This window comes from Cognatiyoonia sp., assembly GCF_965661665.1.
Classification (GTDB): domain Bacteria; phylum Pseudomonadota; class Alphaproteobacteria; order Rhodobacterales; family Rhodobacteraceae; genus Cognatiyoonia.
Genome location: NZ_CBFIEO010000010.1, coordinates 47,464 through 73,259, shown reverse-complemented (window position 1 = coordinate 73,259; position 25,796 = coordinate 47,464). Strand labels below are relative to the sequence as shown.

General features: G+C 56.9%; 27 protein-coding genes. 9 read left to right on the top strand and 18 right to left on the bottom strand.

The window, feature by feature from the left end; translation table 11 throughout:
* The first annotated feature begins 158 nt into the window (after positions 1-158).
* The 3 genes from ccmI to ACTF5F_RS08315 are packed head-to-tail and all read left to right on the top strand — an operon-like array spanning position 159 to position 2,056.
* Entirely contained in the window at positions 159-1,349 is a 1,191-nt protein-coding gene (gene ccmI / locus ACTF5F_RS08325) for a c-type cytochrome biogenesis protein CcmI (protein ID WP_438956409.1), read from the top strand.
* Positions 1,346-1,816 (top strand): Holliday junction resolvase RuvX, encoded by a 471-nt coding sequence (gene ruvX, locus ACTF5F_RS08320; RefSeq protein ID WP_438956408.1) that lies wholly within the window; start codon positions 1,346-1,348, stop codon positions 1,814-1,816. Before ccmI ends, ruvX begins: the two co-directional genes overlap by 4 nt.
* A 3-nt stretch (positions 1,817-1,819) precedes the next feature.
* Complete coding sequence (locus ACTF5F_RS08315) at positions 1,820-2,056, top strand: DUF1289 domain-containing protein (RefSeq protein WP_438956407.1); 237 nt, start codon at positions 1,820-1,822, stop codon at positions 2,054-2,056.
* On the opposite strand, the gene ACTF5F_RS08310 is transcribed toward ACTF5F_RS08315, so the two are convergent.
* The 3 genes from ACTF5F_RS08310 to ACTF5F_RS08300 all read right to left on the bottom strand — a co-directional run bounded on the left by ACTF5F_RS08310 (position 2,045) and on the right by ACTF5F_RS08300 (position 4,900).
* Positions 2,045-2,971: an aminotransferase class IV gene (locus ACTF5F_RS08310; protein WP_438956406.1), complete on the bottom strand. Its 927-nt coding sequence runs from the start codon at positions 2,969-2,971 to the stop codon at positions 2,045-2,047. The genes ACTF5F_RS08315 and ACTF5F_RS08310 overlap by 12 nt on opposite strands.
* Before the next feature lie 12 nt (positions 2,972-2,983).
* On the bottom strand, positions 2,984-4,054 hold the full coding sequence (locus ACTF5F_RS08305) for an ABC transporter ATP-binding protein (protein WP_438956405.1): 1,071 nt from the start codon (positions 4,052-4,054) through the stop codon (positions 2,984-2,986).
* A gap of 66 nt (positions 4,055-4,120) precedes the next feature.
* The gene (locus tag ACTF5F_RS08300) at positions 4,121-4,900 is read right to left on the bottom strand and encodes an SDR family oxidoreductase (protein ID WP_438956404.1); all 780 of its coding nucleotides are present in this window, start codon (positions 4,898-4,900) and stop codon (positions 4,121-4,123) included.
* Between the two features lie 136 nt (positions 4,901-5,036).
* Here ACTF5F_RS08300 and ACTF5F_RS08295 point away from each other — a divergent pair, with 136 nt between their 5' ends.
* Complete coding sequence (locus ACTF5F_RS08295; RefSeq protein WP_438956403.1) at positions 5,037-5,804, top strand: Hint domain-containing protein; 768 nt, start codon at positions 5,037-5,039, stop codon at positions 5,802-5,804.
* Positions 5,805-5,991: 187 nt separating this feature from the next.
* Here the strand turns inward: ACTF5F_RS08295 and ACTF5F_RS08290 are convergent, their stop codons facing one another.
* Positions 5,992-6,258, bottom strand: a complete 267-nt coding sequence (locus ACTF5F_RS08290; RefSeq protein ID WP_438956402.1) for a hypothetical protein — start codon at positions 6,256-6,258, stop codon at positions 5,992-5,994.
* Positions 6,259-6,621: 363 nt separating this feature from the next.
* Between ACTF5F_RS08290 and ACTF5F_RS08285 the strand changes: the two genes are divergently transcribed.
* From ACTF5F_RS08285 to ACTF5F_RS08265, 5 genes are all read left to right on the top strand, one after another.
* Positions 6,622-8,220, top strand: coding sequence for a peptide chain release factor 3 (locus tag ACTF5F_RS08285; protein WP_438956401.1), 1,599 nt, complete (start codon positions 6,622-6,624; stop codon positions 8,218-8,220).
* An 840-nt stretch (positions 8,221-9,060) separates the two neighbouring features.
* Positions 9,061-9,321 (top strand): hypothetical protein, encoded by a 261-nt coding sequence (locus ACTF5F_RS08280; RefSeq protein WP_438956400.1) that lies wholly within the window; start codon positions 9,061-9,063, stop codon positions 9,319-9,321.
* A gap of 118 nt (positions 9,322-9,439) precedes the next feature.
* Positions 9,440-10,054, top strand: coding sequence for a hypothetical protein (locus tag ACTF5F_RS08275; protein ID WP_438956399.1), 615 nt, complete (start codon positions 9,440-9,442; stop codon positions 10,052-10,054).
* A 188-nt stretch (positions 10,055-10,242) separates the two neighbouring features.
* Positions 10,243-11,679 carry a DEAD/DEAH box helicase gene (locus tag ACTF5F_RS08270; RefSeq protein ID WP_438956398.1) on the top strand — a complete coding sequence of 479 codons (1,437 nt, stop codon included), beginning with the start codon at positions 10,243-10,245 and terminating at the stop codon, positions 11,677-11,679.
* Between the two features lies 1 nt (position 11,680).
* Complete coding sequence (locus tag ACTF5F_RS08265; RefSeq protein WP_438956397.1) at positions 11,681-11,908, top strand: DUF2798 domain-containing protein; 228 nt, start codon at positions 11,681-11,683, stop codon at positions 11,906-11,908.
* 43 nt (positions 11,909-11,951) lie between these two features.
* Here the strand turns inward: ACTF5F_RS08265 and ACTF5F_RS08260 are convergent, their stop codons facing one another.
* From ACTF5F_RS08260 to nuoG, 14 genes are read right to left on the bottom strand one after another with little or no spacing between them, the layout of a single operon-like run.
* Complete coding sequence (locus tag ACTF5F_RS08260; RefSeq protein WP_438956396.1) at positions 11,952-13,613, bottom strand: ribonuclease J; 1,662 nt, start codon at positions 13,611-13,613, stop codon at positions 11,952-11,954.
* On the bottom strand, positions 13,610-14,383 hold the full coding sequence (locus ACTF5F_RS08255) for a type III pantothenate kinase (protein ID WP_438956395.1): 774 nt from the start codon (positions 14,381-14,383) through the stop codon (positions 13,610-13,612). The genes ACTF5F_RS08260 and ACTF5F_RS08255 overlap by 4 nt, the downstream gene beginning before the upstream one ends.
* A gap of 11 nt (positions 14,384-14,394) precedes the next feature.
* Positions 14,395-15,150 (bottom strand): biotin--[acetyl-CoA-carboxylase] ligase, encoded by a 756-nt coding sequence (locus ACTF5F_RS08250; protein ID WP_438956394.1) that lies wholly within the window; start codon positions 15,148-15,150, stop codon positions 14,395-14,397.
* A gap of 20 nt (positions 15,151-15,170) precedes the next feature.
* Entirely contained in the window at positions 15,171-16,616 is a 1,446-nt protein-coding gene (gene nuoN, locus ACTF5F_RS08245) for an NADH-quinone oxidoreductase subunit NuoN (protein ID WP_438956393.1), read from the bottom strand.
* A gap of 12 nt (positions 16,617-16,628) precedes the next feature.
* The gene (locus tag ACTF5F_RS08240; RefSeq protein WP_438956392.1) at positions 16,629-18,149 is read right to left on the bottom strand and encodes an NADH-quinone oxidoreductase subunit M; all 1,521 of its coding nucleotides are present in this window, start codon (positions 18,147-18,149) and stop codon (positions 16,629-16,631) included.
* Entirely contained in the window at positions 18,149-18,406 is a 258-nt protein-coding gene (locus ACTF5F_RS08235; protein ID WP_438956391.1) for a hypothetical protein, read from the bottom strand. The genes ACTF5F_RS08240 and ACTF5F_RS08235 overlap by 1 nt, the downstream gene beginning before the upstream one ends.
* Positions 18,406-20,511, bottom strand: a complete 2,106-nt coding sequence (gene nuoL / locus ACTF5F_RS08230) for an NADH-quinone oxidoreductase subunit L (RefSeq protein WP_438956390.1) — start codon at positions 20,509-20,511, stop codon at positions 18,406-18,408. Before nuoL ends, ACTF5F_RS08235 begins: the two co-directional genes overlap by 1 nt.
* Positions 20,512-20,515: 4 nt before the next feature.
* On the bottom strand, positions 20,516-20,821 hold the full coding sequence (gene nuoK, locus ACTF5F_RS08225) for an NADH-quinone oxidoreductase subunit NuoK (RefSeq protein ID WP_108639130.1): 306 nt from the start codon (positions 20,819-20,821) through the stop codon (positions 20,516-20,518).
* A 1-nt stretch (position 20,822) separates the two neighbouring features.
* Positions 20,823-21,428 carry an NADH-quinone oxidoreductase subunit J gene (locus tag ACTF5F_RS08220; RefSeq protein ID WP_438956389.1) on the bottom strand — a complete coding sequence of 202 codons (606 nt, stop codon included), beginning with the start codon at positions 21,426-21,428 and terminating at the stop codon, positions 20,823-20,825.
* A complete protein-coding gene (locus ACTF5F_RS08215; protein ID WP_438956388.1) occupies positions 21,425-21,820 on the bottom strand; it encodes a carboxymuconolactone decarboxylase family protein in 396 nt (131 codons plus the stop codon). The genes ACTF5F_RS08220 and ACTF5F_RS08215 overlap by 4 nt, the downstream gene beginning before the upstream one ends.
* Positions 21,817-22,302, bottom strand: a complete 486-nt coding sequence (gene nuoI, locus ACTF5F_RS08210) for an NADH-quinone oxidoreductase subunit NuoI (RefSeq protein WP_438956387.1) — start codon at positions 22,300-22,302, stop codon at positions 21,817-21,819. Before nuoI ends, ACTF5F_RS08215 begins: the two co-directional genes overlap by 4 nt.
* A gap of 1 nt (position 22,303) precedes the next feature.
* Positions 22,304-23,344: an NADH-quinone oxidoreductase subunit NuoH gene (nuoH, locus tag ACTF5F_RS08205; protein ID WP_438956386.1), complete on the bottom strand. Its 1,041-nt coding sequence runs from the start codon at positions 23,342-23,344 to the stop codon at positions 22,304-22,306.
* A gap of 9 nt (positions 23,345-23,353) precedes the next feature.
* Positions 23,354-23,740, bottom strand: coding sequence for a hypothetical protein (locus ACTF5F_RS08200; RefSeq protein WP_438956385.1), 387 nt, complete (start codon positions 23,738-23,740; stop codon positions 23,354-23,356).
* 2 nt (positions 23,741-23,742) lie between these two features.
* Positions 23,743-25,761 (bottom strand): NADH-quinone oxidoreductase subunit NuoG, encoded by a 2,019-nt coding sequence (gene nuoG, locus ACTF5F_RS08195; RefSeq protein WP_438956384.1) that lies wholly within the window; start codon positions 25,759-25,761, stop codon positions 23,743-23,745.
* Positions 25,762-25,796 lie beyond the last annotated feature (35 nt).

Here is a 25,796-nt window from a genome sequence, read left to right as displayed (position 1 = left end):
TGCCTTGTGCCGTGCATGGCATCTAAAGAGGATACTGTGCGCGGCATCAAACATGAGTTTTGCGACACGAGTTTGTGAGGAAAACCACGCAAAGCGTCGCTGAGGCTTCCCCTGATGCGTTCGGGCGACTAGGAAAGGCGTTGAAAGGGCTCCGACACATGATTTTTTGGATCACAGCGATTGCGATGGCGCTGATCTGTGCCGCCTTCTTGGTGGTACCTGTTTTGCACGGCCGTGGGAGACGTGCGGATCAGCCATCCGATGTTGCGGTTTACAAGGCGCAATTGGCTGAAATTGATCGCGATGTGGTGCGGGGCGTGTTGGAAGAAGACGCCGCCGACCGCACACGCGCCGAAGTGTCCCGCCGTTTGATCGCGGCGGCAAAGACGACGCCTTTGGCGGAAGGCAGCGGGCCGTCCGGTATAGTGATCGCATTGAGCGTTTTGATCCCACTTGCCGTGGGGGTTGGGGTTTACACGCTTGTCGGCGCGCCCGGTGCGCCTGATCAGCCGCTGGCCCAACGCCACGCGGAAGCAGAGCAACAGCGATTGAACCGTCCATCACAGGCTGAGATGGCAGCGATGGCGCCCCCTCCTCCTGCCGTCGATGCTCCGGAAGAGTATTTTGAAAGCGTAGAGCAGTTGCGGGCGGTGATGGAAGAACGGCCAAACGATCCGCGCGGGTGGGAGCTGCTGGCCTATCACGAGATAGAGTTGCGCAATTACACGGCGGCGGCTGAAGCACAGGAACGGTTGATTGTTTTGCGCGGCGACCCGTCGACCGAAGATCTGACGCGGTTGCTGGATCTATTGGTGGCTGCCACCGATGGCCGCGTATCGCCGGAAGCTGAAGGTGTCGCCCGCCTGCTGCTGGGGCAAGACCGCAATGACCTTGCTGGGCGGTATTATCTGGGGGCAATGCACAACCAGAATGGCCGGCCAGATCTGGCGTTCCGGCTCTGGCGCCCAATGGTCGATGCTGGCGATCCGGGGTTTCATACGGCGCTTGCCTCCTCGGCAATCGAGAACGCAGCCTTGCGGGCGGGTGTCGAGTACACTTTGCCAGAAACACGCGGTCCTAGGATGGCGGATATCGAAGCGGCAGAAGACCTGACGAACGAAGAGCGGATGGAGATGATCGGCGGCATGGTCGCCAACCTTGCCAACCGTCTTGCGACCGAAGGCGGACCAGCAAGCGATTGGGCGCGGCTGATCCAGTCCTATGCGTCTTTGGGAGAGGTTGAGACCGCTGAAATGATACTGAATGAAGCGACCCAAGTTTTCAGCAACGATGCCAATGGTATGGCGGTGTTGCGCGATGTGGCGGAACGGATGGGCCTGATCCCATGATCACGGATGAGATTGCCGAATTCAGCGCCTTGCTAACTGGCTTTAGAAAAATCGCGGGTCTGGACCTTGGCACCATGACGATTGGTGTCGCTATCTCGGACGGATCGCGGCAAATTGCGACGCCGGTTGAGACCATCAAGCGCAAGAAATTTGGCAAGGATGCGGAGAAACTGCTGGCCCTTCTTTCAAAGCTTGATGCGCAAGGGATCGTGCTAGGACTGCCGATGAATATGGACGGATCCGAAGGACCACGCTGTCAGGCGACACGGGCGTTTGCGCGAAATCTGGAAAAGCTTACGGGGTTGCCCATCACCTTTTGGGATGAGCGACTGTCGACAGTTGCGGCAGAACGCGTGTTGCTGGAGGCGGATACGTCACGGAAACGTCGCGCAGAGGTTATTGATCATGTCGCGGCAAGCTATATTTTACAAGGTGCACTGGATCGTATGGCGCATTTGAAGGGCTGAGCAGTGAAAGACACAGACGCCATCTGGAAACGGGACGAGATCGAAAGCCCTTGCGTGAAGATTTGCGTGATCCACCCCGAGTCGCGTCTTTGCACAGGATGCCTGCGTAACATTGACGAAATTGGCAGCTGGTCACGAATGAGTGCAAGTGAGCGTCGCGTGGTGATGGAGCAACTCACTTCCCGCAAGTCAAAACTCGTGAAGCGGCGTGGTGGTCGGGCAGCGCGTCTAGGCGGATAAGCCCTTCTTTTCAGAAACATGTGAGAGGATCAGCTCTTTGTATAGCTGTTGAATGCGCGTCATGATCGGGCGGTCTCCCGTGCAGATGGGCTTGCCGTCAATCTCCGCCACAGGGGTTTGTGCGCCAAATGTGCCGGTAAGAAACGCCTCATCTGCGCCATACGCCTCGTAGAGCGAGAAATTCTTTTCAAAGACCGGAATGTCATTGGCGCGGCAAACGTCGATCACCTTCTGCCGTGTGACCCCGTTCATGCAATAGTCACCCGTTGAGGTCCAAACCTCCCCCCTGCGCACAATGAAAAAGTTGCAAGCATTCGTTGTGTTTACGAACCCATGTGGGTCCAGCATCAGCCCCTCATCTGCGCCCGCTTGTTGGGCCTGCAGGCAGGCGATCACGCAGTTGAGTTTCGAATGGCTGTTGTATTTCGCATCCTGCGCCATCGGTAGACCGCGCACCTGCGGCACGGTGGCTAGCCGAATGCCCCTGGAATGCAGGACATCAACAGGTTTGGAGTGTTCCATGATGATGACCATCGTCGGCCCTGATTGGGACAACGACGGATGTTGGAACGGTTTCACTTTGACGCCGCGAGTCACCATCAAACGACAGTGAACATCGCCTTCCATCCCATTGGCTACCCTGGTTTTTTCCAACGCAGCCAAGATCCCGTCGGCATCCATCCCCACATCCAATGATACCGCCCTGCAGGAGTTGAGGAACCGATCCATGTGCTCGTCGAAGAAGGCCCAGACCCCATCATAAAGCCGCATCCCTTCCCACATACCGTCGCCCAGCATGAAACCAGAGTCGTAGACGGAAACTTTCGCCTGATCGCGCGGGACCAAGTCTCCATCAACATAAATCAAGATATCGGCGTTGCGTGGGTCTTCGAGCGCATCGTGAGTCGTTGACATGGTGGTCCCTCCTTAGGCGGGGAACACAAAACACCGATCTCGGCGGATCATCAACCACATGGGTGTGCCGGGTTTTGGTAGAAAGACGGAAGGGACGGTCGCGGTCAGCATGGACCCGTCGTGATCCATCTTGAATTCCACAATGCTTTCGGAGCCGAGGTAGCGGGAGCGCACGACGGACCCACTGGCGGCAGTACCGTCTTGTGGTGTTGGGTTCGGGCCGCGGCCAGCGCGGTCAAAATCGATCTTCAAGTGATGCGGACGGATGCAGATGTTGATTTCAGTTCCATCTGCCAAACCAGGCGCCAGAAACTCACCAAACGGCGTGCGCGTCAGCGCGCCCTGAACGGTACCTGTGATGACGTTGAGATCAGAGAAAAACCGTGCAGCATCAATGTCTACCGGTGCGTTGTAGATGTTATAGGGTGCGCCGCGCTGGACGATCCGGCCCTGCCGCATCAAGTCAATTTCGTCAGCCATGCGCATCGCCTCTGACGGCTCATGCGTAACCAACAAAACAGCGGTGTCTTCAGCCTTGAGAACGTCGAGGGTTTCATCGCGGATTTCATCGCGCAGACGGTCATCAAGGCCGGAGAACGGCTCATCCATCAGCATCACTTTGGGGCGTGGAGCCAATGCCCGCGCCAAAGCGACGCGCTGTTGTTCACCACCCGAAAGCTCATGCGGGAATTTATCGATATGGGTGCCCATCCCGACTTTCTTTAAAAGCTCTTCAACTCGCGTGCGACTGTCTGACTTTTTGAGGCCAAACCCAACGTTGGCCGCAACGGACAGATGGGGAAAGAGCGCGAAGTCTTGGAACATCAGGCCAACGGCCCGCTTTTCGGGTGGGACGCTGGTTCGCCCGTCGCTCAAAACCATGCCATCCTGCATCACCGTGCCGGAATCGTGCGCTTCGACCCCCGCTGCGATCCGCAGCGTTGTGGACTTGCCGCAGCCGGACGGCCCCAAAAGGCACGTCACCTGTCCTGGCATGAGGTCAAGGCTCAAATCATCAACGATCTTGCGACCTAAGTAGGACTTTGTGATGCTAGTCAAAGCAAGGCGGGGTGTTGCGGACAAGGGCTGCTTCCAGTTTACGGGTGATACCAGCGGGTTACATCGCAACCCGCTGTGCATCAAGATGGCTTAGATAGTGGCGTTATGCGCTCCACCGTCGAGCAGGATGTTTTGACCCACGATAAAGCCAGCATGTTCGGAACAGAGGAACACGCAGGTCGCGCCAAATTCGGACGTGCTGCCGTAGCGACGCGCGGGGATGGTGGCATAGCGTTGTTGGCGCGCCGCATCCATGTCAATGTTCTGGGCATTGGCCACTGCACTGTCGAGGCTGTCCGCTCGATCCGTCGCGTGGATGCCTGGCAATAGGTTGTTGATGGTGACGCCGCTTGGGGCGACCTGACGGGCCGTGCCTGCCACATAGCCGGTCAGACCCGCGCGGGCAGAGTTCGACAGACCAAGCTGCGGGATTGGAGCTTTGACAGAAACGGACGTAATATTAACGACGCGTCCCCAGCCTTTGTCCATCATGCCCGGCAACAGGCCGTTCATCATCGCAATTGGAGCCAGCATATTAGCATCGAGCGCCGCGATGAAATCATCCCGCGTCCAGTCGGTCCACATGCCGGGCGGTGGGCCGCCCGCGTTGTTGACGAGGATATCGACGCCTTCTGCGGCCTCCAAGAGCGTGGTCTGCCCTGCTTCGGTGCTGACGTCGGCGGCCACCTCCGTCACTGTCACGCCAAAAGCTGCGCGGATGTCTTCCGCAGCGGTGGCGAGGCTGTCAGCGGACCGCCCGTTCATTATGAGGTCCACACCCGCTTCGGCGAGTGCTGCAGCGCATCCTCGTCCCAAGCCTTTCGATGATGCGCAGACCAGCGCTTTTTTGCCCCGAATACCCAGATCCATTGATTAATCCTCCAGCGACCCTGTGTTTCAAACCGCCTAGCAGCATTTGCGGAGAGCGGCCAGACAACTATCCCCATTGACGGATATTGGTCGCGCCCTTGGGTCTTGGTCGTTCTGACTTTAGAGACGCAATGTCGTGTCCACTCGCGATAGTAACCAGACCTTATCCGTCTATTTTTCAACGGATTTTTCTGCGTCTGAAGGTGTAGCACATGGTGATGGGCTGACTATTGCGGACGATCTGGTGATGGATGATGTCTATCAGTTGCGCGACTTCGCCGAGCGGCGCAAACTGTCGCTACACTTTCAAACTGAACGCGATCTCTCTGAGGTTGCAGAGGGGTCCGCACTCGGGACCGCGGGATATCTGGTCGTGATCGATTGCTGCGTGAAGATCATGGGAACCAGCGACGTCACGCAAGAGGTGTTGGTTCTGGTGGAAGTCGAAGACGACACCATCGCTGAGATATCTCTGTTGCCTTTGGCGGAATTGAAGCCGAAGTCGGACTACCGCCTTTTTGGTGTCGACCGTCACATCGCTGCCAAGCGTTTTGCAAAGGTGGCTTGCGTGTCTTTCACCAAAGGCACGCATATCACGGTCGCATCCGGCAAACAGGTCCCGATTGAGGAGCTGCGCGCTGGTGACAAGGTGTTGACCCGCGATGATGGTCCGCAGGAGGTGCGCTGGGTTAGGCGCAAAACCTTGCGCGCGACGGGGAATTTTAAGCCAGTTGTGATCAAAGAAGGCGCACTCAACAACACGAATGATCTGATCGTCAGTCCTGACAACCGCCTATTCATCTACCAACGGCAGGAGAAGCTGAGGACCGGAAGGGCGCAGGTTTTGGTGAAGGCGCGGCAGCTTTTCCATGGGAATATGGTGGTCCAGCAGCCTGGCGGCTAAGTGGATTATTATCAGCTTGTCTTTGATGAGCATCAGATCATCTGTGCCAAAGGGATCGCGGCGGAAACCCTACTGATGAACCCGCGCAGTCGGTCTATGCGCACTGCGAACACATGAATTACAAAGTGCAAGACACTCTTTTATCACAAAAAGATGCGATTCAACTTCTGAAGAAGACCTCCGCCAGCTAGGACCTGACGGCTGAAATCATTCCGTCGAACAAGTCGATGCCTGATGTGGTGGTCACGTCACCGAAAGCGGTGCCTGAGATAACCAACCCGTCTGTGGTTTCAAAGTCGGCATCGAATGCGCCTGTGAGCAATGTGTTGGGCAGCGCCCCGCCCTTCAAGCTGCCACTCAGGTCCGCTTCAAACCCAGCGGGATCGTTGCCGGTTCCGGCGATAATCTCACCAGCGGTCACGAAAATCCGACCTGTCAGACTGTCACCAAGCAAGACAAACCTACGTGACCTGCCCCTGCTATGCGCCAAAATCGACGGCGAGGGCCAAGTCGCCCACTACCTCCCCCAGCTGCCGTTTAAGGGCGGATTGAGCGTCATGAAGCCCGTGTAATTGGCGACGCCGGACTGCGGCAGGTCTTGGCGTCCTGTGATAGGCAGCGTTTGCGTCCGACCAGGATCATCAAGATTGCCACCACCAGATGACCCGCCACTGCATCCGGCCAGAGCGAGGAATGCGCACAGTTTTCCAAGGGACTAAACAGACATACCGACTTTAGCGCGACGGTTGGTTAATTGGTCGTTAAGGCGGCACGGGACGGATTGCGAAATCTGCGCAATCGCCCTAAACGGGCGGGCATGAGCAATCGTCCTGACCTTCCCGCCGAAATCGCCCGTCGCCGCACTTTTGCGATCATCTCGCACCCTGACGCCGGCAAGACGACGTTGACCGAAAAGTTTCTGCTTTACGGTGGCGCAATCCAGATGGCGGGGCAGGTGCGCGCCAAGGGTGAGGCACGGCGCACGCGGTCGGACTTTATGCAGATGGAAAAGGACCGCGGCATCTCTGTCAGTGCGTCCGCGATGTCGTTCGATTTTAATAAATATCGCTTCAATCTGGTCGATACACCCGGCCACTCCGACTTTTCGGAGGACACCTATCGGACGTTGACGGCCGTAGATGCAGCCGTGATGGTGATTGACGGCGCGAAGGGTGTTGAAAGCCAGACCCAAAAGCTGTTCGAGGTCTGCCGCCTACGCGACCTGCCGATCCTAACGTTCTGTAACAAGATGGACCGCGAAAGCCGCGATGCATTTGAGATTATTGACGAAATTCAGGAGAACCTCGCCATTGATGTGACGCCCGCCTCTTGGCCCATTGGCATTGGGCGCGATTTCATCGGCACTTATGACATTCTCCGCGACCGGTTGGAGCTGATGGACCGCGCCGACCGCAACAAAGTGGCCGAAAGCGTTGAGATCAACGGCCTTGATGACCCAAAACTTGTGGAACATGTGCCAGCGGAGCTTTTAGAAAAGTTTCTAGAAGAGATCGAAATGGCGAAAGAGCTTTTGCCGCCGCTCGACCCAGAGGCGTTGCTCAATGGCTCAATGACGCCGATTTGGTTCGGGTCCGCGATCAACTCTTTCGGTGTAAAAGAACTCATGGATGGCATTGGGACCTATGGGCCAGAGCCACAGATACAATCGGCGGAGCCGCGCAAGATTGCACCCGAAGAAAAAACCGTCACTGGGTTTGTCTTCAAAGTGCAAGCGAATATGGACCCCAAGCACCGCGACCGCGTGGCGTTCATGCGGCTTGCATCAGGGCATTTCAAGCGCGGAATGAAACTGATGCATGTACGCACCAAGAAGCCAATGGCGATTTCGAACCCCGTGCTGTTCTTGGCCTCTGACCGCGAATTGGCCGAAGAAGGCTGGGCCGGTGACATCATCGGTATTCCGAACCACGGGCAACTCCGCATTGGCGACACGTTGACCGAAGGCGAAGCGGTGCGCGTGACGGGCATCCCCTCCTTCGCGCCAGAGCTATTACAGAATTGCCGCGCGGGTGATCCGCTTAAAGCCAAGCACCTCGAGAAGGCTTTGATGCAGTTTGCGGAGGAAGGCGCAGCCAAAGTGTTCAAGCCGACCTTCGGCTCAGGCTTCATAGTGGGCGTCGTTGGCGCATTGCAGTTCGAAGTACTCGCCAGCCGGATCGAGATGGAATACGGCCTCCCAGTCCGGTTCGATGGCTCTCAATTCACCTCAGCTCGCTGGGTCCACGGGGACAAGGATGCCATTGAGAAATTCACCGCCGCCAACAAACAGCACATTGCAGAGGACAACGACGGTGATGTCGTATACCTGACCCGACTGCAATGGGACATCGACCGTATCGAGCGCAATTATCCCGATGTAACCCTGTCAGCGACCAAGGAAATGATGGTCAGTTAAGCATTGAACGCCATATTTTGATCTTGTGCCGATATAGCGCGGCAAGTTCGCCTTTGCCGAACTTTTATGAGGTGGGGCACGATCTGAGGGTGAAGGGGTGTTTCAGCGCCACCAATCGTCACTGGCCTGATTTCGTTTCCAATGTTTGGCGAATGATGCTGCGAAGCGATGCCAAGTAGGCAATAAAGGTCCATGTAAAAACGGTAGAGGCCAGTCTTGACCAACACCTATCTGTGACCTCGTCGAATGTGTTGAAGCCACGTTCAAATTGTTTAAGAAAAGGCACTGAAGCTCAGGGGGCTATGTTTCAGTTGTCGTATTTAGTGATGCGTTGCTGGGCGCCTATCTGACTTCGACTGTCTATCCACTCTCAAAGCGCAGAAACAAAACGTCGATTTTTTGTCGGCGTGCAGGAAAGTAATTGACGGTAACAAAGGGCTGAAACGCATAATTTCCGCCACAATTGTTGCCGCAGCTCTGCCAATAACAGCGACTGCTGGTATATTGAAGGCAGGTGACTACCAAATTCTAGACTACAAAGGGCATCGATCTGTTTGGATACCTGGTGGAGGGGACGGGTTCGTTTTTGGCACCAAGAATTGGTCATTCCTCAAAGATGTGATCTTCAGTTATGACCCTGATGGCGCAAGTCCGACTGCAGTTCTCTCTGCGACGACCGAAGCTGTTGGGCATTCAAATCTGTTTCTGGATTTCAAATTGGAATTTGATGTCTCGACCAGCGAAAACACTCCATTTTGCCGAGGTGCTTTACGTCTTGGGGACGGCACGAAAGCCTCTGATCCTAACAAGATGGATTGCTCAGATTGAACCTACTTCAGCATGATTGCTGGCATTGCAACAGGTGTGGGTACGCTTGCAGGTATGGAGTTTGAACTGACCAGCAACCCAATGCAAAATCCACAGGCTGGTATCGGCGCCAATGCAAAGGACGATCATGAGCTCGGCTTTTCCATGTGGTTCACGTGGGAGCGGACCGGCGATAAGTACGCTGGCGGATATGTGGCCAACAAAGACGGTAAAGGCGACATAAACTCCGATCTGTTATATATCGACCCCGTCCCGCTGCCAGCGGCCGGTTGAATGCTTCTGGCAGGTCTCGGTGGCCTTGCCGGAGCGGGGCGTCGCAAGGCGGCTTAACCAAGCAAGATAAAGTGTTAGTCTTGGGGCGCAGTTTTACGCCCCTTACATTTGGTGACCCATGCCGCTTCAAAACCGTGTCCTGCCAACAGGGGAGATTGTTGCCACGTCTGCGAGGGGGACGATGACGGGCAATCGTGGGATATTGCATGGTCCGGACAAAGTGCTCTCAAAGCGGCGTTGGATGCACAAGGCGTGGATTTGTTGTGCACTGGAATGGCAAGGCCGCAAGCGCGAGGTCATGACCGGCCGCAACTGGACGGAACTTTTCTTTCTGGATGAAGCGGTTGCCTTCGCTGCTGGCCATCGTCCCTGTGGCTATTGCAGACGGCCCGCGTTCAACGGGTTCAAGAACGCTTGGGCTTCAGTCTATGGCGATTGGCCAGGGGTAAAGGCGGTGGATCAGTTGCTGCACCAATCGCGGCTTGGACAGACCAAACGGGAACACGCAAGATTCAAAGCACAAGTAAACTCTCTACCTTGTGGAAGTTATTTTCGCCTGAATGAGCAAGCATACTTGAAGTTGAATGGTGACTGCTTGCCCTATGATCCAGCAGGGTATGGAACGGTCCGTCCAATTCCTAATGAAGATGTCGAAGTCCTGACGCCCGCCCCACTCATTGAGGTTTTACGGGCTGGTTATAGGGTTGCAGTGCGTCCAACGGCCGGGCGATGATGCTGGACTCAAAATATCAGACCAAAACAGCGTCAAACTCCTAGAAATTAAGGGTTTCTTGACCGTTGCGACGGATTGAGGTAGTGCAGCGGCAGCGATGAGATACGCTCACCGCCCGACGCAGGGACGCGTTGGTATCTGCGTCCCAAAAACTACGGCCAAGACACGTCGTAAGTATTTGGATAGTAATGACAAAATTCACGGATCTTCCGCTCCACCCAAAAGTATTAAAAGCCATTGAAGAGGCTGGGTACACCGAACCCACTCCTATTCAAGCTGATGCCATTCCCCCCGCTTGTGAAGGCAAAGACGTGTTGGGCATCGCACAGACCGGTACAGGTAAGACGGCAAGCTTCACGCTGCCGATGATCACACTCCTCAATCGTGGGCGCGCGCGGGCGCGAATGCCGCGGTCGCTGGTTCTGGCCCCGACGCGGGAATTGGCCGCGCAGGTTGCAGAAAACTTCGATATCTACGCAAAGTACACAAAATTGACGAAAGCGCTGTTGATTGGTGGGGTCAGCTTCAAAGATCAGGATGCTCTGATCGACCGTGGCGTCGACGTGCTAATCGCAACCCCTGGCCGCCTGCTGGATCATTTCGAGCGTGGCAAGCTGATCCTCTCCGACGTCAAGGTCATGGTGGTGGATGAAGCGGACCGAATGCTCGACATGGGCTTCATTCCAGACATTGAAGAGATCTTCAAAAAGACGCCGTTCACGCGCCAAACCCTCTTCTTCTCCGCCACGATGGCACCAGAGATTGAGCGGATCACGAACACCTTCTTGTCTGCCCCAGTGAAGGTTGAGGTCGCGCGCGCCGCGACTACATCGGAGAATATCAAACAAGGCGTGGTGATGTTCAAAGCCTCCCGAAAGGACCGGGAAGGCAGCGAGAAACGTAAACTTCTCCGCGCATTGATCGATGGCGAAGTTGACGAATGCACCAACGCGATCATTTTCTGCAACCGCAAATCTGACGTAGATATCTGCGCGAAGTCTTTGAAGAAATATGGCTACAACGCTGCCCCGATCCATGGGGACTTGGATCAGTCACAGCGAATGAAAACACTGGACGGCTTCCGCGATGGGACGATCCGGTTCTTGGTTGCGTCTGATGTGGCCGCAAGGGGCCTCGACATTCCGAATGTGAGCCATGTGTTCAACTTTGATGTGCCAAGCCATGCAGAAGACTACGTTCACCGCATTGGTCGGACGGGTCGTGCGGGGCGCGAGGGCACCGCGCTGATGATCTGCAACCCGCGGGATGAGAAGAACTTCGCGGATGTGGAGCGTTTGGTGAAGCTCGAGATCCCGCGTGTGAACAACCCGATAAAAGCCGGGCCAGCGAACGACGAGAAAGCGCCCGACGAGAAGTCAAAACGCGGCCGCGGACGTGGGCGTAAGAAAGACGATCAGGCGGAAGCGCCGGTAGAGGCCAAGGTCGAAGCAGAGCCAAAGGCAGAGAAGCCAAAACGGGAGCGCGACGGGCGCGGACGGGGACGCAAAGAACACGAGAATAAGATTGTCGGCTTAGGCGACGATGTTCCTGGGTTTATCGCTATGAGCTTTGCAGAACGTGCGGGCAGTGACGAACCCACAAAGCTTGAAACAGAAGAGAACTGACATGCTTCCGGCGCGGCTGGCCCCGGTTCTTTTCGGGTTGATCCTGACCTGCTTGATGACCTTCATTGTGTCCTTAATCGCAACGTGGCGCGCCATTGGGTTCGATGACACGTTCACAGGCTCTTGGATGGGCTCTTGGCTTTCGAGCTGGGCGGTGGCCTTCCCAATCGTTCTGATCGTCGCGCCAATTACGCGAAAGCTCGTAAGTCGGTTGGTTCATCCCAACTGACCCGTGACCACATTGCAGAAACCGACAGATCTGCCTCGATAGCTTAACTGAGGCGGCTCACAATCACGGTCACTTCTGGCTTCTTGCCGATCTCTGACTGGGCGGAGCGACGGGCGATGGAGCGGAGCTCTTTCTCTAGCTTGACGTCATCGCGTAGGGTCTTGCCAGCGGCGCGCATGAGGAATTGACCGAGGTCTTCTTCCAGCACTTCGACGAGGGCTGCATTGGACGTGCCCGTTTCGGCGAGGCCCGCAACCTCCACCCACGGTTCCCCCAAGAGTTCGTCATTTTCATCCAAGATCAGCGTCACGACGATATGGCCATTGATCGCCATTTTGATGCGTTCGCGGACGATGCCATCAAGCGCGCCAATCTGGACAGTTCCGTCGAGGTATGTGCGCCCCGTCTCAATGTATTCCGCCACGGTGGGCGCATTGCCAGACAGGTCGATCATCATGCCATTCACGGCGACAATGCCAGTCAAACCCTTCGCAGCGCCAACTTTCACATGTTCGCGCAGGTGGCGGTGTTCACCGTGCATCGGGATCAAGATTTGCGGTTTCACGATCTCATGCATCCGTTCCAGATCAGGCCGGTTGGCGTGGCCTGAGACGTGATAGCGGGTGTCATCCTCCACCACATCGACACCCATTTCGGAGAACTGGTTCATGATGCGGATCACGCCGCGTTCGTTGCCGGGGATGGTTTTGGAGGAGAAGAGGAACGTATCCCCTTCGTTCATCGTGATGCCAAGATATTTGCCATTGGCCAATTGAGCAGAAGCCGCGCGGCGTTCGCCTTGTGACCCAGTGACGAGCAGCAGCAGGTTCTCACGCGGGATGTTGAGCGCATCCTCCGGCGAGACGGTTTTGGGGAAGTCTTTGAGCAATCCCGTTTCTGTCGCCGCTTCGATCATCCGGCGCATGGCACGCCCCAACAGACAGACGGAGCGACCTGCCTTATCCGCGGCCGTCGCCAATGTCTTGAGGCGGGCGATGTTCGACGCGAATGTTGTGGCCACGACCATGCCAGGTGCGTCGCGCATCAGACCTTCGACTTCTGCAGCGATGGATGCCTCTGACCGTCCGACGGCTTTGGAAAAGATGTTGGTGCTGTCGCAGACCAACGCTTTGACACCATCCTTGGAAATCTCAGCCCACAAGTCCGCATCAAAGGGATCACCAATAACAGGCGTCGTGTCGATTTTGAAATCACCGGTGTGGAGCACCCTACCCTCCGGCGTATCGATCATGAGGCCGGAACTTTCAGGGATCGAATGGCTGATCGGAACGAAGGAGACCTTGAACGGCCCCACCTCGATAATGTCTGGATAAGTGCCAACGACGTTCAGGACGCTTTCAGGGTGGCCGTTCTCTTCCAACTTTCGCGCTGCGATGTTTGCGGTGAATTTGCGCGCGTAGACTGCGGCGCCGAGGCTGTCCCAATAGTGTCCGACTGCACCCACGTGATCCTCATGCGCGTGGGTGATGAAGATGCCATCGATCATCGCCTTACGCTCTTCTAGCCATGCGATGTCGGGCAGGATCAAATCCACGCCCGGCGTGCCGTCCATATCTGGAAAGGTCACACCAAGGTCGACGACAATCAAACGCTCCGCATCTTTGGGCCCGTAGCCGTAGACGTAAGCGTTCATGCCAATTTCGCCAGCGCCGCCAAGTGGCAAGTAAATCAGGCGAGATGTCATGCAATGTCCTTATTGTATTTATGGATCACGGTCAGGCCGTGGATGGTAAGGTCTTCGTCGAAAGCATCAAATAGTGTGGCCGACTGCTGGAACAAGGGGGCGAGGCCGCCGGTAGAGATGACCTTCATCGGAACGCCCCGCTCTGCCTTGATGCGGTCGCAGATTTCGCGGACGAGGCCAATATAGCCCCAGAAAACGCCCGACTGCATGCATTCTACCGTATTGGTGCCGACAACCTTTTGCGGCTTGGTGATATCGACGTGTGGCAGGGCCGCTGCGGCGGCGTGAAGCGCCTCTAGGCTGAGATTCACGCCAGGCGCGATGACCCCGCCCACATAGGCGCCGTCAGCAGCGACCACATCGAAAGTTGTTGCCGTGCCGAAGTCCACGACGATCAAATCCCCACCGTGCCTATCAAATGCACCGGCGGCGTTGACCAACCGGTCAGGACCCACTTGGGTCCCCTCATCAACGCGCGGATCCACTGGCAAAGCGCATTCCGGCTTGCCCACGACAAGCGGACGGCAATTGAAGTAACGGTCAGACAGCACACGCAAGTTGAAGACAACACGCGGCACGGTGGAGCTGACGATGACCTCATCGATCTTCACGTCAATCTCTTGAATTCTCATCAGGGTGGAGAGCCAGACATAGTATTGATCCGCCGTGCGCTGCCATTCGGTTGCTGTGCGCCAATGGGCGATGAACTCCGTCCCATCCCAGATGGAAAAGACGGTGTTGGTGTTTCCGCAATCGATGGCAAGGAGCATGTCGCGCCCTCCTAGAAATACACATCCGCGGCAGGGATCGCACGCGGGCCTTTGGCGGTGATTAGAACAAGGTTGCCGTCTTTGTCGATGGTGTCAAAGAGGCCTTCGATCGTTTCGGTTGCGGTGCGGGCGGTGATTGTATCGCCCAGCTTGGCCGCGTGTTTGAGCCAGTCTTCACGAATGCGGCCAAAGCCCATCGCGTCGAGCTTTTTCTCCTGCGTGGCAAAGGCGGTCGCCAGCGCGACAAGGAAGTCGGCAGACGGTACAGGCTCCCCCCCCTCACCGGCGAGGCTGACAGGCGGGAAAGTGGCGTCAGGAACGCTGGGGGCGTATGACAGGTTCACGCCAATCCCGACGGAGAGCCAATCCACAAACGGGCCGCGTCCGCTGCTTTCAAGGAGGATGCCCGCTACCTTGCCACCGTTGATGAGCACATCGTTGGGCCACTTCAGCGTGATTTTACGGCGATCGATATAAAGCGACAGAGCTTCGAGCAGCGCGTTCGCTGCGACAAAGGAATGCTGTGCGGCCAACTGCGCGGTACAGAGCGGTTTTAGAAGCAGTGTGGCGGAGAGGTTATTTTTGGGGTTCTCCCATGCCCGCCCTCTGCGACCCCGCGCATCCGTTTGCTCATGCGCCATGATCCATGTGGGATAGTCCAAGTCACGCGCGCGGCGCGCGGCCTCTGCCATCGTGCTGTCCACGGTGTCGAGCACGATGCACCGATAGCCCTCAGGCCAGTTGGGGTATTGGTCAGGGCGTTTCATTTCTGCCCTCGCGTTTGCGCTTAGTTGACAAGCGATGCTGCGGCTGCGGCGGCAAACGGATCCATCCCGAAAAGGTTGATCCCCGGCACCCATGCGACAGCGACGATCACACCGCTTGCCACGGCCATAAGCCACAGCACTGGCGATGGGCGACCGTCGAGCGCTTCCATCTCTTCCCCGAAGTACATGAAGTAGACGATCCGGATGTAGTAGAACGCACCGATGACAGACGCGATCACACCAGCCACGGCAAGCCACGCCAGGCCCGCGTCATAGGCGGCTTGCAGTACGTAGAACTTGCCAAAGAAGCCCAAGAGCGGTGGCACACCTGCCAAGCTGAACATTAGGCAGAGTAGGATCAACGCCATCAGAGGCTGGCTCTTGGAATACTGCTTGAGCGCGTGGATGTCGGTCACAGGGCGGCCGTCACGCTCCATCGTCAGGATCAAGGCGAAGGTGCCCACGTTCATGGTTACATAGATCGCCATATATACGAGCATCGCTTGCACGCCCAAAGCCGTCCCAGCTGCGAGGCCCATTAGCGCGAACCCCATATGCGCGATGGACGAATAGGCCATCAGGCGTTTGATATCGCGCTGACCAATCGCTGCAATCGCACCAAGGAACATCGAGACGACGGAGAGGAAAGCCACGATCTGTTGCCAGTCGCCGACGATGCCACCGAAGGCGTCATGCACAACCCGCGCGAAAAGCGCCATCGCCGCCATCTTGGGCGCGGTTGCGAAGAAGGCTGTGATCGGCGTTGGGGAGCCTTCGTAGACGTCCGGTGTCCACATGTGGAAAGGCGCGGCAGAGACTTTGAACGCAAAGCCTGCGAGCAGGAAGACAACGCCGAAAAGTAGACCAAGGCTTGGCCCCTCTTGCACCGATGCAATGATGCCGGAGAAGAGCGTAGTGCCTGTGTAGCCGTAGACCAATGAGGCGCCGTAAAGCAGCAAGCCAGAGGACAGAGCGCCCAGTACGAAATACTTCAGACCCGCCTCTGTCGATTTCACGCTGTCACGGCGCAGGGAGGCGACGACGTAGAGCGACAAAGATTGCAATTCGAGGCCCATGTAGAGCGACATCAGATCGCCGGAAGAGACCATCACCATCATGCCCACAACCGCGAGCGCTATGAGGATTGGGTATTCAAAACGGGCAAGACTGCGCCGCTCCATATAATTCTCGGACATCAGCAGAACAGCCGCAGCCGAGAACAATATCACCATTTTGGAGAAGCGCGCGAAGGCGTCATCGACGAACATGCCACCAAAGGCGGCATTCGTGCCGTCGCCATTGATACCAATCCAAACGGCCAGCAGCACGAAAATGCCAGAGGTGGCCCAGGTCAGAAGGCTCGTCGCGCCGTCTTTGATCGTGTAGACCGCGCCGATCAGCGCCACCATCGCGTAGATTGAGAGGACGAGTTCAGGGACAATCGTCTGAAGATCAGTCGCTAACATGTGCCCATTTCCTTACTGTGCCATCGCGGTAGTTGCCGCGGTGTATTGTTCGATCAAAGCCGTAACCGATGGGCCGGTGATGTCGAGGACGAGGCTTGGGTAAACACCCAAGAGCAGCGTCATAACCACGAGCGGCGCAAAGAGCAGACGCTCCCGACGTGTCATATCGTTGATAGTTTTCAGGCTTTCTTTGATGAGATCGCCCATGACGACGCGGCGGTAGAGCCAGAGCGCATAGGCCGCTGATAGGATAACCCCGGAGGTCGCAATCGCGGCCACCCACGTGTTGACTTGGAAGATGCCCAACAGCGTTAGGAATTCTCCGATAAAGCCGGAGGTGCCCGGAAGGCCGACGTTGGCCATCGTGAAGAACATAAAGATCAGCGCATAGGCAGGCATCCGGTTCACCAAACCGCCGTAGGCGTCAATCTCTCGCGTGTGGATGCGGTCATAGATCACGCCAACGCAAAGGAAGAGCGCGCCGGAAATAAAGCCGTGGCTGATCATCTGGAATATCGCACCGTCGAGACCTTGCTGGTTCACGGCGAATATCCCCATCGTCACATAGCCCATGTGCGCAACCGATGAATAAGCGATGAGCTTTTTCATGTCTTCTTGCACCAGCGCAACTAGGGACGTGTAGACAATCGCGATGGCGGAGAGCCAGAGCACCAGCGGACCCATGACCTCTGACCCCACTGGGAACATCGGCAGGCTGAAGCGCAGGAAGCCGTAGCCGCCCATCTTCAACAGGATGGCCGCCAGCACTACGGAGCCTGCGGTTGGCGCTTGCACGTGCGCGTCAGGCAACCACGTGTGGACGGGCCACATCGGCATTTTCACCGCGAAGGAGGCGAAGAAGGCGAGCCACATCAGTGTCTGCGCACCGCCGATGATCTGGATACCCAGAAGGCTGAATGTCTCCGACCCAAAGCTGTGGGTCATCAAGGATGGGATGTCGGTTGTGCCTGCGTCGACGAACATCGCGACCATCGCCACCAGCATCAACACGGAGCCGAGGAATGTGTAGAGGAAGAACTTGAACGACGCATAAATCCGGTTCGCCCCGCCCCAGATACCGATGATCAGGAACATCGGGATCAGGCCCGCCTCGAAGAAGAGGTAGAAGAGCACTAGATCTAGCGCCATGAACACGCCGAGCATTAGCGTTTCCAAGAACAAGAACGCGATCATATATTCCTTGACGCGCGTTTTCACATCCCAGCAAGCGCCAATCACAATCGGCATCAGGAAAGTGGTCAGCATCACGAAGGGAACGGAGATCCCGTCAACACCCATCTTGTAGTTGAGGCCCAATAGCCACCCACGTTTTTCCACCATCTGAAAGCCCGTGTTGGACGGATCAAATTCGGACAAGATGAAGAGCGAGACGATGAAGGTCGCCGCTGTTGTCGCCAAAGCAACCCATTTCGCGTTGCGCTGCGCCGCCTCATCATCGCCGCGTAAAAACACGGCGAGGATCAAAGCCCCCAGCAGAGGGATAAACGTGGTGAGGGTGAGTAGGTTACCCATTAAAACAATCCCGAGAAGAGGTCAGTGAAAAAGGCCCCAATCAAGAAGACGGGCAGAATGACGATCAGCACTGCCATAAAGATCGACAGATAGGTCATCTTAAAAACGAAAAGATCCGCGGCAGAGACGGCCGAACTAGCCCGCGCCGTCCCTTTGACCCGCCAATCGTGGACGCCAAGGTAGAAAGCGGACAAGCCCATCACCGCTAGGCAAACGCCCACGACGATGTAGAACTCGGTTGGCATGGCCATCATCATCAGTTAGCACCCCCGCTGAGCGTGACCCAAGTCAGCAAGGCAGCGATGCCTAGCACCATGAAGAAGGCGTAGGTGAAGATGTAGCCAGACTGCGCCCGCCCGACGATCCGCGTGAAGAACGGCACGATGCCCATCGCCAGACCGTTGATGCCACCGTCAATCGTACCCATGTCGCCGCGCTTCCATAGCAAGTTGCCCAAGGCTTTGGCCGGACGCACGAAGAGGAAGTCATAAAGCTCATCAAAGTACCATTTGTTGAGCAGGAAGTTATAAAGCGGACGCTGGTTTTCAGCGAGTTTCGCGGGCCAGTCAGGGCGCCGAACGTACATCTGATAAGCCAAAAGGAATCCCGCAATCATCACGACAAACGGGCTGAGTTTGACCCACTTTGGCACATAATGCGCATCATGCAGCACGTGGTTGTCAGGGTGGTGATAGATCGCCCCTTCACCCGGTTGCTGGACCGGCAGCTCTTTCTTCTCGCCCTTTTCTTCCTCCTCCCCTGCCGCATAGGCGGGTGAGATCAGGCTGAAGCCCATCGCTTTGTCTTCCGACATCTCGGAAGCGTCGATGTAGCCAAAGAACTTGCCAACTTTCTCGTCAGATCCAAAGAACGGGCCGTAAAACACCATGCCCGAGAAGATCGCGCCCACCGCCAACACCGCCAGAGGGGTGAGCATGGTTGCAGGGCTTTCGTGGGCGTGTTCGTGGGTATGCTTATCGCCGCGCGGCTCGCCATAGAACGTCAGGAACATCAGACGCCAGCTGTAGAAGCTGGTCATGAAGGCCGCGATGACGAGCATCCAAAAAGCGTAGCTCGCATTGGCAGCATAGGCGCTTTCGATAATCGCATCTTTGGAGACAAAGCCGGCGAAGCCCACGGGGAACCCGATGTAGAGCAGTGGGATACCGACGCCCGTGATCGCCAACGTGCCAATCATCATCGCCCAGAAGGTCTTTGGCATCTTGTGGCGCAGCCCGCCGTAATTCCGCATGTCCTGTTCGTGATGCATCCCGTGGATGACGGAGCCTGCGCCGAGGAACAGCATCGCCTTGAAGAACGCATGTGTCAGCAGGTGGAACATCGCGACGGAATAAACGCCGACGCCTGCAGCAACGAACATATAGCCAAGCTGCGAACAGGTGGAATATGCGATGACGCGCTTGATGTCGTTCTGGACGAGGCCCACGGTCGCCGCGAAGAATGCGGTTGTCGCGCCCAAGAAGACGATGAAGCTCTGCGCTTCTGGTGCGTATTCCATCAGCGGCGACATGCGGCAGACAAGGAAAACACCTGCCGTCACCATCGTTGCGGCGTGGATCAGTGCCGACACAGGTGTCGGGCCTTCCATCGCGTCGGGCAGCCATGTGTGCAGGATCAGCTGCGCAGATTTACCCATCGCACCGATGAAGAGCAGGATCGCCAGAAGGTTCGCGGCATTCCACTCCGCCCCAAGGAAGCTAACCGTTATCTCCGCCAGCTCTGGGGCCATCGCAAAGATGTCCTCAAACCGGATGCTGTCGGTCAGCATGTAGATGCCAAAGATGCCGAGCGCGAAGCCGAAGTCACCCACACGGTTGACGACAAACGCTTTGATCGCGGCGGCGTTGGCGGAGGGCTTTTTGTAATAAAAGCCGATCAGCAAGTATGACGCGACACCCACGCCTTCCCAGCCAAAGAACATCTGAACAAGGTTGTCGGATGTAACCAGCATGAGCATGGCAAAGGTGAAGAACGACAGATACGCAAAGAAGCGAGGGCGATAGCTGACGCCTTCCGCGAAATGGTCGTCATGCGCCATATAGCCAAAGGAATACAGGTGCACGAACGCGGAGACGGTGGTGATCACAATCAACATGATCGCCGTCAAACGATCCATCCGGATCGCCCAATCGGTGCTCAATGTGCCGGATTCAATCCAGCGCAGGATCTGTATATTCTCTGTGACGCCGTCAAAGCCTAAGAACACGACCCATGAGAGCAACGCAGACAGGAACAGGAGCGATGTCGCCACCCACTGCGCCGCCGTTTCCCCGATGAATTTCCAGCCAAAGCCGCAAAGCAGGGCTCCGACGAGGGGTACAAAAAGGATGATGGTTTCCATGGTCTTAGCCCTTCATCACGTTGACGTCTTCAACGTCGATGGTTCCACGGTTGCGGAAGAAACACACAAGGATGGCGAGGCCGATGGCGGCCTCGGCGGCGGCGACGGTCAGCACGAAGAGCGTGAAGACTTGGCCTACGAGATCGCCCAGATAGCTGGAGAAGGCCACGAAGTTGATGTTCACCGCGAGGAGCATCAGTTCGATGCTCATCAACAGGATGATCACGTTCTTCCGGTTCAAAAACAGCCCGAAGATGCCAATGACAAAAAGCGCTGCGGCCACTGTCAGATAATGCTCAAGTCCGATCATCTTAAAGCCCCTGCCCCGGTTTGACGTCTTTCAGCTCCATCGCTGTCGCCGGATCGCGGTGCATTTGGGCGACGACGTTCTGGCGCTTGATGTCCACGCGGTGGCGCAGGGTCAGGACGATGGCCCCGATCATGGCGACCAGCAGGATCAGACCTGCGAGTTGGAAGAGAATGATGTATTTGTCGTAGATCAGCAGGCCAAGCGCGGCGGTGTTTTGCGCATCACCTGTGGGGGCGGCGATATTGCCCTTTGCCCCGTCGGCAAAGCCCCAGACACCAAACGCCAGCGCCATTTGCATCAGGATCACCACACCGATCAGTAGACCGAGCGGCAAGTATTTGGTCATTTCTGCCTTCAGCTCAGCAAAGTCCACATCAAGCATCATGACCACGAATAGGAACAGCACGGCGACCGCGCCGACGTAGACGATGATCAGGAGCATGGCGACGAACTCCGCCCCAAGCGTGACGAAGATACCAGCAGAGGACAGGAACGCGAGGATCAGCCAAAGGACCGAATGCACTGGATTGCGGCTTATCACGGTCATCAGACCGCCGCCCACCGTGGCAATCGCGAATAGGTAGAAGGTGAAGGCAAACACTGTCATTGAGATGTGTCCTTGTCGAATACGTCGTTGGCGAGTTCCATCGCCTTGGTCATCGCGGGCACGCCACCGAACATGGCAGCAAGGCCGATCGTCTCCGCGATTTCTTGTTTTGTGGCGCCAGCCGCCACCAGATGGCGGACGGTGAGGCGGATCTGCGCCTCTGCCTGCGCGCCGTGCATGGTGAGGCCCTGCAGGGTCAGCAGCAGGCGGGTTTTGGCGTCGAGCCCGTCGGAGCTGATCCCCTTGCCCATGAACTGTTCCATCATGTCTTTCGACATCGTTGGGAACATCTCTTCGAAACCTTTCGGCGTGAACGTCTCGAGCGCTGGAGCCATTTGCTTGGCCCAGTCCTGCGACATCTTCATCATGGTTTCGAAGGGGTTTTCGGTCATCGGTACGGCGCATCCATTTCGAGGTTACGCGCGATTTCGGCTTCCCAGCGGTCACCGTTGGAGAGAAGCTTTTCCTTGTCGTAGAACAGCTCTTCCCGCGTCTCAGTTGAGAATTCGAAGTTCGGACCTTCGACGATGGCGTCCACAGGGCAGGCCTCTTGGCAAAACCCACAGTAGATGCATTTCGTCATGTCAATGTCATATCGTGTGGTCCGGCGGGAACCGTCGTCGCGCGGTTCGGCGTCGATTGTGATAGCCTGAGCAGGACAAACCGCTTCGCAAAGTTTGCAGGCGATGCACCGCTCTTCCCCGTTGGGATACCGACGCAGGGCGTGTTCACCGCGGAAGCGCGGGGATAAGGGCCCCTTTTCATGCGGATAGTTCACTGTGGCTTTCGGCCCGAAGAAGTACTTCATCGTCAGGCCGAACGCCTTCCAGAAGTCCATCAGCAGGAAGTATTTGGTGGCGCGTGTGTAGTCCATATCAGCCTCCCATCGTCCAGCGGGCCCACATGGAACCTGCTACTTCGTACTTTGCCAAGAATGACACGATCACGACCCAAGCGAGCGACAGCGGCAGGAAGACTTTCCAGCCAATGCGCATCAACTGGTCGTAGCGGTAGCGTGGCGTGATCGCCTTCACCATCGCGAACATGAAGAAACACGCGGCCATCTTGAGGACCATCCAGAAAACGCCATCCGGTAAGAACGGCACTGGCGACAGCCAGCCACCCAAGAAGAGGAGCGAAACAAGCGCGCACATCAGCACCACCGCCATTAGCTCCCCGATCATGAAGAGCAGGAACGGCGTGGAGGAGTATTCCACCTGATAGCCTGCGACCAGTTCGGATTCCGCTTCTGGCAGGTCGAACGGTGGACGGTTTGTCTCGGCCAGGGCACTTACGAAGAACAGGAAGAGCATCGGGAAATGCGCAACCCAATACCAGCCGAAGATCCCCGCGCCCGTGTCTTGCGCCGCAACAACCGCACCGAAGTTCATCGACCCGGTTGAGATGATGACACCAATGATGATGAGGCCGAGCGAAACCTCATAAGATATCATCTGCGCGGCAGACCGAAGCGATCCGAGGAACGGATACTTTGAGTTCGACGCCCAACCGCCCATAATCACGCCATAAACTTCAAGCGAGCTGACCGCGAAGACGAAGAGGATGGCGACGTTGATGTCAGACAAAACCCAGCCGTCATTGAAGGGGATAACGGCCCAAGCGACGACGGCGAGGACAAAGGAAATCAACGGCGCAAGGAAGAAGACCGCTTTGTCGGCCCCCGCTGGCACAACGATTTCTTTGACGATGTATTTCAGAAAGTCGGCAAAAGATTGCAGCAACCCGAAGGCCCCCACCACGTTTGGACCTTTGCGGATCTGAACCGCCGCCCAGACCTTGCGGTCGGCGTACATCAGGAAGGCCAGCGCCAGCAGCAGTGGGATCAGAACCAGCAGACACTGGCCCAAGATGACCAGCACTATGCCAAGGTTCGTTTCGGTGAAGAATTCAATCATATAAGTCCCCTACACCGTTGGAATACCGGATTGCCCGCAGGCCGCCACGGTCACTTCGGCGTCAATCGTCCGCGTCCCGCGCGGCAAGTCTGGCGAAATTGTATAGACTGCATCTGTAGTCAGCAGACCTGCGTCTTCCTCAACCGAGGTGCGGAGGTGGAGGGCAAACAGGTAGCCGCGAATGAGCGTGTATTGCGCGGCGGCGCATTCAGCGTAGTCCGACGCATCTGCAGTTATCGCATCGCCCGATACGGCCACGCGGAAATCGACGAGATCACCGTCGAGCAGCCGCGTTTTAATCCCTTCATAAGACGGGGATGACGCCGCTTTCGTCACCTGAGGCTCGCTCGTGCTCCACGCAGCGAGGGCCATAGCTGGCAATATCGCCGTGAGCATCACTATTCAGCCGCCATCGAGGCATTCGCCCGCGCTTTTGCGTTTGCGGCAAGCTCACCCATCAACTGGGACGCCCGCGCGATGGGGTTGGTGAGGTAGAAATCGCTCACCGCATAACGGAAGTCCGCCTTGCCCATCTTCTTGGGCTTGAGCGGCTGCCATGCGTTCCCTGCCACTTCATCGACGTTCGCCAGATGCGGATGCGCTGCAACGAGCGCTAGGCGCAGGCTGGCAAGGCTGTCCCACGGCAGCGTCTCGTCTAGCTCAGCAGACAAAGCCCGCAAGATCGCCCAGTTTTCCTTCGCCTCACCCGGCGCGAACCCTGCGCGCATGGCAAGCTGTGGGCGACCTTCGGTGTTCACGAACAGCGCGTTTTCTTCAGTGTATGCAGCCGCAGGCAAAATGATGTCCGCACGGTGCGCCCCACGGTCGCCGTGGCTACCTTGGTAGATGACCGTTGGACCAGCTTCGATGTCAACCTCATCCGCGCCGAGGTTGAAGATCACATCTGCACCCTCAGTCGCAGCTTTCATACCGCCTTCGGTCGTAGCATCGACATCCATCGCGCCGACGCGACCGGCGGCCGTGTGCAATATCATGAATTTCGAGAAGCCAGCTTCGGCCATTGTCATGGCGGTGCCGAGAACCGCCTCACCATCGGCCTCGCTCAACGCGCCCTGCCCGATGATCATGACACCGCGCACGCCTTCTTGGTCGGAATGATCCATCTTGGCGATGGCATCCAAAGCTGCGCGGTCAGCGCCAAGCTCGATCACGTCATACGTTAGATCCGTCTGCGGCCCGATCCGAGCAACACGCGCCCCTTTGAGCCATGCCTTACGGATACGCGCATTCAGAACAGGCGCCTCTTCCCGTGGGTTTGTACCGACGAGCAGGATCATCTCGGCATCTTCGATCTCTTCAATCGTGGCGTTGCCAACATAGCCAGAACGGTTGCCCGATGGCAGCTTGGCCCCGTCCGTGCGGCATTCCACGTTGCCGCCCATGCCTTCGATCAACTGCTTGAGACTGAACGCCGCTTCGGTTGAAGCGAGATCGCCCACCAATCCTGCAACCTTCTTGCCCTTCATCGCATTTGCAGCGGCAGACAGGGCTTCCGGCCAGCTCGCTTTGCGCAGCTTACCGTTTTCACGAATGTAAGGTGTGTCCAAACGCTGGCGGCGGAGACCATCCCAGACAAAACGCGTCTTGTCGGAAATCCATTCCTCATTCACACCGTCGTGGTTGCGCGGCAAGAAACGCATGACTTCACGGCCTTTGGTATCCACACGGATGTTGGAGCCTAACGCATCCATCACGTCAATCGACTCCGTCTTGGTCAGCTCCCAAGGGCGGGCGGTGAAGGCGTAGGGTTTCGACACAAGCGCCCCGACAGGGCAGAGGTCGATGATGTTGCCTTGCAGGTTGCTGTCGAGCGTTTCGCCCAAATAGCTGGTGATCTCAGCATCTTCTCCACGGCCGGTTTGACCCATCTGGCTGATGCCTGCGACTTCTGTCGTAAAGCGGACGCAGCGGGTGCAAGAGATGCAGCGCGTCATGTGCGTTTCGACGAGCGGTCCGAGATCGAGGTCATCTACCGCCCGCTTTGGTTCGCGGAAGCGGGAGAAATCGACGCCATACGCCATCGCTTGGTCCTGCAGGTCGCATTCGCCGCCTTGGTCGCAGATCGGGCAATCAAGCGGGTGGTTGATGAGCAAAAACTCCATCACACCTTCACGGGCCTTTTTGACCATTGGTGAGTTGGTTTTCACCACGGGTGACTGACCTTCTGGGCCAGGGCGCAGATCGCGTACTTGCATTGCGCAAGATGCGGCGGGTTTTGGCGGACCACCAACAACCTCTACAAGACACATCCGGCAATTGCCCGCGATGGACAGACGCTCGTGATAACAGAACCTTGGGATTTCGATCCCAGCCTCTTCGCAGGCTTGGATGAGGGTCATGGCCCCATCAACTTCAACCTCGGTTCCATCGATGACGACTTTGCGCAGATCGGACATTGGCGTGCCTATTTGTTCCCTCGCTGGCCGTGCCC